This window comes from Bacillus sp. AFS001701 (assembly GCF_002559405.1).
Lineage (GTDB): Bacteria > Bacillota > Bacilli > Bacillales > Bacillaceae_G > Gottfriedia.
Map to the genome: position 1 here is coordinate 1 of NZ_NTZO01000284.1, position 10,388 is coordinate 10,388.

Genomic DNA, 10,388 nt, shown 5'->3' on the forward strand with positions numbered 1-10,388 from the left:
ATAATACATAATAAAAAGAGTTGTTTCCATTTAGAGAAACAACTCTTTTTTAATTAAATAAGATGTTCGAATTTTACTCGTTTATTTAAATAGTACATAATTGGTATACCAACAACCATTACTACAAATTCACCAATGGCTGTCGTTAAATAAGTCATTGGGAAAGGTAAATGAAATGCTAGTTTTAATTCGATTGCGATTAAGAACATTGTAATCGTAAAGACAACCGTGTTAACAATCATTCTCGGTATAATACCTTTTATAAATTTTGATGTTGCAATTGTAATTAATAACGAAATAATCGATTGGCCAACACCAAAGACTAAATCATATGCCATTATTGGAGAAAAGAAAAAATTAGCTAATATAACTCCTAAAACTACTCCATATATGTACTTTTTATTAAATACGACTAAGTGGTTAAATATTTCGGATACACGAAACTGTACATTCGTAAACCCGAACGGTTGAATAAAGTACGTAACTGCAATATAAAGTGCAGCAAATACTCCATTAACAGTAATTGTCTTTAACTTCATTTTGTTTCTCCTTAGTTTTTTTTCGTGGGAGGTTCTCGAACCACGTAAAAAATATATTTTTTAAACGTAAGAATAAATATTATACTTATAAATAATTTTAGTCAATAATAATAAAGAAATTAATTATGAAAATAAGTTCAAAAAAATACTTTATAAAAAATATATTATACTGATATAATTAGTGAATCAAAACAATTTATTATTCTTTCAGTTTAAAGTGAAAGGACTGACAAAATGACAATTCCTTCTAATCCATATATATTAGTATTTGGTGTTTCGATATGTGATATTATCGGGTTTACGAAAAAAAATTATCGTCCATATGATTCAAATCCAGGCAGTGTAAAAGTATCGTTTGGTGGTGTTTGCCGTAATATTGCAGAAAATATGGCAAAGATCAACTTAAATACAAAGTTTATTTCAGTCATTGGTGATGATATCAATGGAATTAATATGTTAAATCACGCTATAAATATGAACATAGATATGGAAGACACATTAATTATTAAAGGAGAATCTACCCCAACATATTTAGCCATTTTAAATGAAAGCGGAGAAATGGTTTCTGCGGTAGTAGATTTAGATATCACAAACAATTTTACAAAGGAGTTTATAGACTCCAAAGCAGAGGTTATTCGAAATGCTGAATATATGGTGGTTGACGCGGATAATCCAAGTATTTTAGCGTATTTATTAACAAATTTCCATAATGAAACAAAATTTATTTTAGATCCAGTTTCTGCTTCAAAAGCGTCAAAAATAAAAGATTATATTCAATATTTTCATACGATTAAACCAAATCGACATGAAGCTGAAGTATTGTGTGGATTTGAAATTACTTCTGTTGAAGATGTACGAAAAGCTGGCAGATATTTTAGAGAATTAGGCGTAAAAAATGTTTTCATAAGTTTAGATGCAGAAGGTATTTATTATAATGATGGAATAGAAGAAGGTATTATCCAAGCCGATGGAGTTTCAGTCGTTAATGTAACAGGAGCGGGAGATGCTTTAGTTGCTGGGATCGGATATGGCTATATGAATAATATGAGCATTGTTGATACAGTTAAATATTCGGTTTCAATGTCTTCTATTACAATTTCACATGTCGATACGATTAACCCGAATATGTGTTGTAATGTTGTAGATCACCATATTAATGAACTTAATTGGGTAGAAATGCAATTTTAGTTGAGAACCTTTTATTGGGTTCTTTTTTTGATTAAAAAAAGTGCAAGTAAATTTAGGTAAGGAGCAGATAGATTTGAAATTGCAAATATAATTAGTAAAGCTTAGTGCAAAGAAAAATTAGTGGGTGCAAATAAAGTCTGTGAAACTGCAAATAAATTTGAACTGCAAATAAAACTAATATAACTGCAAATAAGCCAACACTTAACCCCCGAAAAAAAAAACAGCAGATATTAATCAAAAATCTTAATAAATCGAATATCGAATCAAAAGGGTATTGGTTCATAGCAATAAAGATCAACTATCACACGCATACTGAAAAAAGAACCTCGCTGAATGCAAGGTTCTTTCCATCATTAAAGAGAGCGAACTAAAATATCTCGCGCACTTTCTTTATCCAAAATTTTGTAACCACCAACCACTGGTTTTACGAAGGATTTTTCTACTAATTCATCTAAACGTGAGTCGTCAATTTGATAATCTGCTAAACGGTTTGGTGCACCGATTGAGTTCCAAAAACTTCTTAGTGCTTGGATTCCTTCTTCTGCAACTTGCTTTGTTGTTTTTCCTTCTTCAGAAATTCCAAAAACATTTGTTGCTAGCATTTTAATTCTGCCTGGATCATAGTCTAAGCAGTGACTTAACCAGTTAGGGAATATGATCGCTAATCCACCGCCGTGTGGAATATCGTAAATGGCAGATACTGCATGTTCAATTTGATGTGATGCCCAGTCGCCGCCATCTGTACCGTTCAATAACGTATCATTAAATGCTGTTGTTCCAGCGTACATAATTGTTTCACGTAAATCATAGTTTTCTAAATCATTAACAAGTTTACTACCAGCTTCAATTACAGTAATTAATAAACTCTCGATAAAGCGATCAATCATAGGTGTATTGCTAACACGGTGGAAATATTGCTCTAAAGCATGTGACATAATGTCGACAATTCCATAGATTGTTTGATCTAATGGTACAGAGAATGTATAAGAAGGGTCTAAAATTGAAAACTTAGGAAAAACGAATTGGTTACTCCATCCTCTTTTTTCATTTACTTCCATATTAGATATGACTGATGTGCAGTTCATTTCTGAACCAGTTGCAGCTAAAGTTAAAACAGTACCAAATGGAGTTGCACTAGTTGGTTGGGATTTTCTAGTTATAAGATCCCACACATCTCCTTTGTATGGAACGCCAATTGCGATTGCTTTAACACAATCGATTACACTGCCGCCGCCTACTGCTAAAATAAAATCAATTTTGTTATCTCTACAAATTTGAATTCCTTTTTGCACCGTTGTTAGTCTCGGGTTTGGTTCAACGCCAGAAAGTTCAAAAATCGTTTTACCACTTAGTTGGTTCATTACGTCATCATATACGCCATTTTTTTTAATACTGCCGCCACCATAAACGACAAGTATACGATTGTATTCTTGTACATCATTTGCTAATTGTTCAATTTGATTTTTCCCAAACCATAATTTAGTTGGGTTATGTTGTAAAAATGGAATCAAGGTCTTGCTCCTTCTAGTTGTACTTACTTATTTTTTAGTGTAGTGTTTAGCAATTCGGCTTGTTGAATGGCTAATTGATCTACCAATATTGCTCCAGGTGAATTTCCGGTTCCAATAATATAACCTTCAAGTGTTGCTCCAACAAATTCGAAAATATGTTTAAATTGTAAAATTAATGGTAGTGCTTTAATTTTTGGCTGATCGCCACCAACAATTACGACATACATTTTTTTATTTTTCATTTTTTCAGCGAATTGTAGGTCCTTATTACGAAGACTTTGAGACCAACGATCAATAAAGTTTTTCATGTATCCACTCATACCATACCAATATAAAGGTGTTGAAAAAATAATCGTATCATGCTCTAGCATTTCTTTAACAATTTCCTCGTAATCATCATCAATAGGTTGAAAGCCATTTGGCTCGTGTCTTTGGTCATTAATTGCCTTTATATTTTTATGACGTAATTGCACTTCCATCCTGGCAACATCTTTTGTAATGAGATTTGTTAGCTGCTCTGTATTTCCGTTTTCCCTAGAACTACCATGAATGATAAACATATTGTTTCCACTCCTTTTTAAATAAATGATGATTGTAATTATGAATGATAACGCTCCTAAAATAAAGTACGTACTAAAAAGTGCCTATAAAGCTTTTTGAATAATCTAAGTCTATCGAACTAAGTTCGGATTTTTTATGACTGATAAAATAATTGAACTATAAATTATTTGTATGCTATATTTTATGAACCTTTACTGTTGATTGCAAAATCATTGATAGGACAAGAGTTATATTATCCATGATATATAGTGATTTTGAAGTTTTCATTTGTACTAAAAATGTTGAGTAAAATAACTTTATATTTAATTAAATAGTAATTAGCAATGATGGAGGATTTATGAAAGAATATAATATGCCGATTGAAGCAGCGATTGAGGTAATTGGTGGTAAGTGGAAATGTATCATACTTTGCCATTTAGAAACTGGTAAAAAAAGAACAAATGAGCTTAGAAAACTGATGCCTAAAATAACTCAAAAAATGTTGACACAACAGTTAAGAGAGTTAGAAGCGGATGGTCTAATTAATCGTATTGCTTATGATCAAATTCCACCTAAAGTGGAATACGAATTAAATGAATACGGTAAATCAATGAAACCAATTTTGGATCTCTTATGTGCTTGGGGCGGAAATCATATAAAGAAAAGCAAAACGAATTGATACTATCGTTATAAAATTAAGAAACGACAAAAAATTTATTTAATTGAAAATTTATTGAAGGAATTTAAAAAGAAGTGTAGAAATATTTATGTTAGAGACTACTATAATAAATGTAAAATCGATTCATAAAAGGATGATTACATTAATATAGTAGTAAAGGTTGTGTGTTCGTTAGGGAAATTCCCATATATTTCCAAATGGTATTCTTGGCGAATTGTCATCCTTGTTAAGAATTTTTTTTATGCGGTTTATTTGTTTTGTAAGCGTTTACTTAGCGCTCTTACATAGTTTTTTCTTTTCTTTACAAAAATCGTAATTTATAGGGGGAAATTAAAATGAAACAAGATGAATTAAAACAAACAAATACTAGCTATGATGTTTTTCCAGTATCAGATGTGCATCATTTAGAACTATATGTAGGGAACGCGAAACAAACAGCTTATTTCTTCGCAAACACTTTTGGATTTACACCAGTAGCATATTCTGGTTTAGAAACAAAAGTACGTGATAAAGTTTCTTACGTATTAAAAAATGGTACGATCCGTCTAGTGATTACTGGAACTTTAAAAGAAGATTCTAAAATTGCTGACTTCATTAAAAAACATGGCGATGGTGTTAAAGATATCGCTTTATTAGTAGATGATATCGAAGCAGCGTATCAAGGTGCAGTAAGCCGTGGAGCAATTAAAATTTTACCTCCAACTGAAGTTAGCGATGAGTACGGAACAGTTAAAAAAGCTGTAATCGGAACTTATGGTGATACAATTCACACATTAATCGAAAAAGGCGATTACAATGGTCCTTTCTTACCAGGATATAAAGATCGTGCTTTCACAATTCCTGTAAATGAAACAGGACTAATCGCATTAGACCATGTAGTTGGTAACGTTGAAAGAATGGAAGAATGGGTTTCTTATTATGAAAATGTAATGGGATTCCAATCAATGATCCATTTTGATGATGACGATATTAGTACTGAATATTCTGCATTAATGTCAAAAGTTATGACAAATGGAAGCAGAATTAAATTCCCAATTAATGAACCAGCTGAAGGTAAAAAGAAATCACAAATTCAAGAGTACTTAGACTATAACAATGGACCAGGCGTACAACATATTGCTTTATTAACTGAAGATATTGTTGATACAGTTACTAAGCTTAGAGCTCTAGGTGTAGAATTCTTAAAAACACCAGATACGTACTATGATATGTTAACAGAGCGCGTTGGAAAAATTGATGAAGATATTGAGAAATTAAGAGAATTAAAGATTTTAGTTGACCGTGATGATGAAGGGTATTTATTACAAATCTTCACTCGTCCGATCGTTGACCGTCCAACTTTATTTATTGAAATTATTCAACGTAAAGGTGCTAGAGGATTCGGTGATGGAAACTTTAAAGCGTTATTCGAATCAATCGAGCGTGAGCAAGAACTTCGAGGAAATCTATAAGGAGTTGTAACAATGGAAATTAGACCGGATACTTTACCATGGCAAGATGCTTATAAGCTGTTAATTGGTTCAGTGTTGCCTCGTCCCATTGCTTTTGTTTCAACTGTAAACTCAGAAGGTGTAGCGAATGTTGCACCTTTTAGTTTCTTTACAGCGATTTGTGCTGACCCGATGTTAGTGTGCTTTGCACCAATGATTAGAGGGACAGACGGCGAGAAAAAAGACACATTAAAAAATATTGAACAGACGAAACGATTTATTATTAATATTGTAAGCGAAGAAATTTGTGAACAAGTTAATAATGCTGCTGCAGATTTTCCGTATGGAGTAGATGAATTTGAACAAGTTGGTCTTACAAAAGTGGATGGAACAACTGTGCAAGTTCCTCGAGTAAAAGAAAGTTTAGTAGGACTAGAATGTGAGCTTCATGAGCTTCTACATTTTGGTGAAAACAAAGGTGCTGGAAGCTTAGTAATTGGTAAAGTCGTTAATGTTCATATAAATGATGATTTATATGCAGATGGCAAAATCAATACTGAAAAGCTAAATCCAGTTGGTCGCCTTGCTGGCCATTCTTACACTCGTGCTATTTCTGATACTTTTGCAATTGAAAGAAAAAGGTGAAGGTATGAAATTTATAACTTTTCAATATGATGGTAATGAGCGTGCAGGATTATTAGTTGAAGATCAAGTAATCGATCTTAATAAAGCTAGTAATGGCCGAATTCCAGCGGATTTACTAACAATTCTAGAAAACTATGATTTATATAAAAATGAAATAGCAGAAATAACAGGAGAAGGTATTCCACTTTCTTCCGTTCAATTGCGAGCACCATTACCAAAACCACAAAGTATTCGTGACTTTTATGCCTTTGAGGAGCATGTGAAAACTGCTCGCGGCAGAAGAGGTTTAGAGATGATACCTGAGTGGTATGACGTACCAGTTTTCTATTTTACGAATCATCGCGCGGTTATTGGACCTGAAGATTATGTCAGCATTCCAACTAATTGTAAAAAGATGGATTTTGAATTAGAAATCGCTTGTATTATCGGTAAAGAAGGTAAAGATATCCCAGTTGAAGAAGCCGATGATTATATTCTTGGCTATACAATTTTAAATGACTGGAGTGCTAGAGATATTCAAGCACATGAAGTAAAGGTTGGTTTAGGTCCATCAAAAGGTAAGGATTTTGCTACTTCTTTAGGACCTTGCATTGTAACAAAAGATGAAATTGAGAAATTTAGAACAGGGAAAAGCTATGATTTGAAGATGACAGCTGCAGTTAATGGCAAAATCATTTCTAGTGGCAACTTTTCTACAATTTATTATTCCGTTCCAGAATTAATTTCTCATGCTTCAAAAAATGTAACACTATATCCAGGTGATGTGATTGGCTCCGGAACTGTTGGAACAGGCTGTATTTTAGAACTTGGTGAAGAAAAACATCGCTGGTTAGAAGATGGAGACGTTGTTGAGTTAAGCATTACAGGTTTAGGTACATTACGAAATACTGTAAGAAAGTGAGGGGAAGCGTGTGTATTATCGTAGTCTAGGTAAGATTCCAAAGAAAAGACATATTCAATTTCGTAAAGAAGATGGATCATTATACAGAGAGCAGGTAATGGGTACAAAAGGATTTTCAGGTACTCAATCTATTTTATATCATAACCATATGCCTACATCTGTTAGTGAAACATCATTTTATAAATCACTTCAAATCGAATTTGAAGAACAGACATCCCTGCAACACCGCCATATTCGTACAAACAATTTAGAGCGTACAGGTGATGCTTTAGAAGGAAGAGTTTACGTTTTAGGTAACTCTGATCTTTTAATTGCAGTTGCAAACGTAACGGAAGAAAGCAAGCATTTTTATCGAAATGGTGAAGGAGATGAAATGTTCTTTGTCCATTACGGTTCAGGTGAAATCCAAACAATGTTTGGAACAATTACTTACCGTAAAGGGGATTATATCATGATCCCTATTGGAACAATTTACAAAGTAGTTCCAAATGATGATACGAAGTTTTTAATCGTTGAGTCAAATAGCCAATTAACAACGCCAAGACGTTATCGCAATGAATATGGCCAAATGCTTGAGCATAGCCCATTTTGCGAACGTGATTTTAGAGGACCTGAAATCTTAGAGACATATGATGAAAAAGGTGAATTCACTGTTTTAACTAGAGCAAGAGGAAACCTTTATAAACATGTCTTAACACATCATCCATTTGATGTAGTAGGATGGGATGGTTATTTATATCCATGGGCATTTAATATTGAAGATTTCGAACCGATTACAGGAAGAATTCATCAGCCACCACCAGTACATCAAACATTCGAAGGACATAATTTTGTAGTGTGCTCATTTGTTCCAAGGATGTATGATTATCATCCTGAAGCAATTCCGGCACCTTATGTACACAGTAATGTAAACAGTGATGAAGTCCTTTACTATGTAGAAGGAAACTTTATGAGTAGAAAAGGAATCGAACAAGAGTCTATTACATTACATCCATCTGGTATTCCACATGGACCACATCCAGGTAAAACTGAAGGTAGTATTGGAAAGAAAGAAACATTAGAACTAGCAGTTATGATTGATACATTTAGACCACTTTACGTAGTAAAAGAAGCACATCAATATGAAGATCCGGCTTATATGGGTAGTTGGATTGAAAAGTAGAGTCTTTTGATTCTACTTTTTATTTGAATTTGAAACAAGCAATTTTTTCAAGATAACGCAGGCATTATGGAACTAGATAATTTGAAATATTCTTGAAAATAGTACTAGATTAACAGCTTAATAATATGATAAACTGACAACATTATACAAAACTTTGAATAAAAGGAGAAATAAGCATGTACGTGAAACCACAAATTTTGACTCTTCAAGCATACACACCAGGAAAACCAAGTGAAGTAGTCATGCGTGAATATGGTCTAGACAAAGTAGTAAAACTTGCATCAAATGAAAATCCATTCGGATGTTCTCCTAAAGTTTTTGAAGAACTACGTAATGTAGTAAGTAAGTTTGCGATTTATCCAGATGGAGCGACAGAAGAAATTAGTAAGAAACTAGCAAATTTCCTAAATATACAGCCAGATCAATTAATATTCGGAAGTGGTGCTGACGAAGTTATTCAAATGATTAGTCGAGCGTTGCTAACAAAAGAACATAATATTGTACAAGCTTCACAAACTTTTTCACAATATGCTCATCACGCAGTTATTGAAGGTGCTGAAGTTAGACCTGTTCCTTTAGTGAATGGTGTACACGATTTAGATTCAATGCTTGAACAAGTAGATGCGAATACTAAAATTGTTTGGATTTGTAATCCAAATAACCCAACAGGTACATATATTGGAACCCGCAAATTAGTCGAGTTTTTAGAAAAAGTACCAAGCTCTACTTTTGTAGTTGTTGACGAAGCATACGTTGAATATGTATCAGCATCAGATTTCCCTGATACAATCTCATTATTAAATAAATTTGAAAATCTAATCGTATTAAGAACATTTTCAAAAGCATACGGCCTAGCGTCATTCCGAATCGGTTATGGTATCGCAAATAGCAAATTAATCCAAGAATTAAATATTGCTCGACTACCATTCAACACTTCTATGCTATCTCAAGTAGCAGCAATAGCAGCACTTGAAGACCAAGTCTTTATTAAAAACTGTGTTGAACAAAATAAAAAAGGCATGGAACAATACGAAGAGTTTTTCAATAGCTATGGAATTGAATACTATCCATCTCAAGCAAACTTTATATTTGTTCCACTTGAAAACAGCCAAGAAATCTTTAAAGATCTAGAATCAAAAGGATACATTATCCGTGCATTCCCTAATGGAATTCGAATTACAATCGGAACTGCTGCTGAAAATGAAGGACTAATCTTACATTTAAAGCCAGCATTAACGAAAAATACTTCTACAATCTAAGTATTTAGAAAATCGTCATTTTACAAGATGGGGTCCTAAACCATCTACGATATAGCTAAACAAAAAATCCGCTACAATATATTGAGCGGATTTTTTTATTTTATAAAATAGGTGATGATTAAAATAATCAATCACATTATTAAATGACGGAATTTGTCTTAGTATTGTAAATAAATTGTTCTTCTACTACCGTCCACTTTTCCTGCAATTGAGTTAATGGTAATCCATTCAAAACTATTCTTCCCAAATAAACTTAATAATGCATCTTCATTAGATTTTTTATTCGCATATCCATATATTACTCATTCAAATACCGTTAATGTAAATAATTTTTTAGAAAATTATAATCAATGTTCTTTATATAAAATCTTTCCGACATGTTTCAAATGTTTTAACCAATTTTGACTTTATGCGACATATTTGTAAAAGACTGTTTCATAAACAACATATCTACCAAATTTGATTATTGTTCATAAAAGGATTCTATTATAAAATTTGAAATGTAATAAAATACAGGTAGCTACCAAGTAACAC

General features: G+C 32.6%; 10 protein-coding genes and 1 riboswitch. Of the genes, 7 read left to right on the forward strand and 3 right to left on the reverse strand.

Annotation, left to right across the window (positions count from 1 at the left end; genetic code table 11):
- Nucleotides 1–53: 53 nt before the first annotated feature.
- The gene (locus CN514_RS17965) at nucleotides 54–539 is read right to left on the reverse strand and encodes a QueT transporter family protein (protein ID WP_056470694.1); all 486 of its coding nucleotides are present in this window, start codon (nucleotides 537–539) and stop codon (nucleotides 54–56) included.
- A gap of 5 nt (nucleotides 540–544) precedes the next feature.
- Nucleotides 545–589, reverse strand: a riboswitch (PreQ1 riboswitch).
- Between the two features lie 184 nt (nucleotides 590–773).
- On the opposite strand from CN514_RS17965, the gene CN514_RS17970 reads away from it, so the two are divergent.
- The gene (locus CN514_RS17970) at nucleotides 774–1,727 is read left to right on the forward strand and encodes a carbohydrate kinase family protein (RefSeq protein WP_098233775.1); all 954 of its coding nucleotides are present in this window, start codon (nucleotides 774–776) and stop codon (nucleotides 1,725–1,727) included.
- Nucleotides 1,728–2,080: 353 nt separating this feature from the next.
- Here CN514_RS17970 and CN514_RS17975 read toward each other — a convergent pair whose 3' ends face one another.
- Together CN514_RS17975 and CN514_RS17980 are read right to left on the reverse strand one after the other, a co-directional pair.
- Nucleotides 2,081–3,238 (reverse strand): iron-containing alcohol dehydrogenase, encoded by a 1,158-nt coding sequence (locus tag CN514_RS17975; protein ID WP_098233776.1) that lies wholly within the window; start codon nucleotides 3,236–3,238, stop codon nucleotides 2,081–2,083.
- Between the two features lie 23 nt (nucleotides 3,239–3,261).
- Nucleotides 3,262–3,798, reverse strand: coding sequence for a flavodoxin family protein (locus CN514_RS17980; RefSeq protein WP_098233777.1), 537 nt, complete (start codon nucleotides 3,796–3,798; stop codon nucleotides 3,262–3,264).
- A gap of 338 nt (nucleotides 3,799–4,136) precedes the next feature.
- On the opposite strand from CN514_RS17980, the gene CN514_RS17985 reads away from it, so the two are divergent.
- From CN514_RS17985 to hisC, 6 genes are all read left to right on the forward strand, one after another.
- A complete protein-coding gene (locus CN514_RS17985; RefSeq protein WP_097975384.1) occupies nucleotides 4,137–4,457 on the forward strand; it encodes a winged helix-turn-helix transcriptional regulator in 321 nt (106 codons plus the stop codon).
- A gap of 335 nt (nucleotides 4,458–4,792) precedes the next feature.
- On the forward strand, nucleotides 4,793–5,908 hold the full coding sequence (hppD, locus tag CN514_RS17990; RefSeq protein ID WP_069034473.1) for a 4-hydroxyphenylpyruvate dioxygenase: 1,116 nt from the start codon (nucleotides 4,793–4,795) through the stop codon (nucleotides 5,906–5,908).
- Between the two features lie 12 nt (nucleotides 5,909–5,920).
- Entirely contained in the window at nucleotides 5,921–6,532 is a 612-nt protein-coding gene (locus CN514_RS17995; RefSeq protein ID WP_098233778.1) for a flavin reductase family protein, read from the forward strand.
- A gap of 4 nt (nucleotides 6,533–6,536) precedes the next feature.
- Complete coding sequence (locus tag CN514_RS18000) at nucleotides 6,537–7,433, forward strand: fumarylacetoacetate hydrolase family protein (protein ID WP_098233779.1); 897 nt, start codon at nucleotides 6,537–6,539, stop codon at nucleotides 7,431–7,433.
- Between the two features lie 10 nt (nucleotides 7,434–7,443).
- Complete coding sequence (locus CN514_RS18005; protein WP_098233780.1) at nucleotides 7,444–8,595, forward strand: homogentisate 1,2-dioxygenase; 1,152 nt, start codon at nucleotides 7,444–7,446, stop codon at nucleotides 8,593–8,595.
- Nucleotides 8,596–8,771: 176 nt separating this feature from the next.
- A complete protein-coding gene (gene hisC, locus CN514_RS18010; RefSeq protein WP_098233781.1) occupies nucleotides 8,772–9,854 on the forward strand; it encodes a histidinol-phosphate transaminase in 1,083 nt (360 codons plus the stop codon).
- Nucleotides 9,855–10,388 lie beyond the last annotated feature (534 nt).

Bases quoted from the DNA above. Each gene is read 5' to 3' on its own strand.
- CN514_RS17995 (WP_098233778.1), top strand. From the start codon at position 5,921: ATGGAAATTAGACCGGATACTTTACCATGGCAAGATGCTTATAAGCTG.
- hisC (WP_098233781.1), top strand. From the start codon at position 8,772: ATGTACGTGAAACCACAAATTTTGACTCTTCAAGCATACACACCAGGA.
- CN514_RS17980 (WP_098233777.1), bottom strand. From the start codon at position 3,798: ATGTTTATCATTCATGGTAGTTCTAGGGAAAACGGAAATACAGAGCAG.
- CN514_RS17965 (WP_056470694.1), bottom strand. From the start codon at position 539: ATGAAGTTAAAGACAATTACTGTTAATGGAGTATTTGCTGCACTTTAT.
- CN514_RS17970 (WP_098233775.1), top strand. From the start codon at position 774: ATGACAATTCCTTCTAATCCATATATATTAGTATTTGGTGTTTCGATA.
- hppD (WP_069034473.1), top strand. From the start codon at position 4,793: ATGAAACAAGATGAATTAAAACAAACAAATACTAGCTATGATGTTTTT.
- CN514_RS17985 (WP_097975384.1), top strand. From the start codon at position 4,137: ATGAAAGAATATAATATGCCGATTGAAGCAGCGATTGAGGTAATTGGT.
- CN514_RS18000 (WP_098233779.1), top strand. From the start codon at position 6,537: ATGAAATTTATAACTTTTCAATATGATGGTAATGAGCGTGCAGGATTA.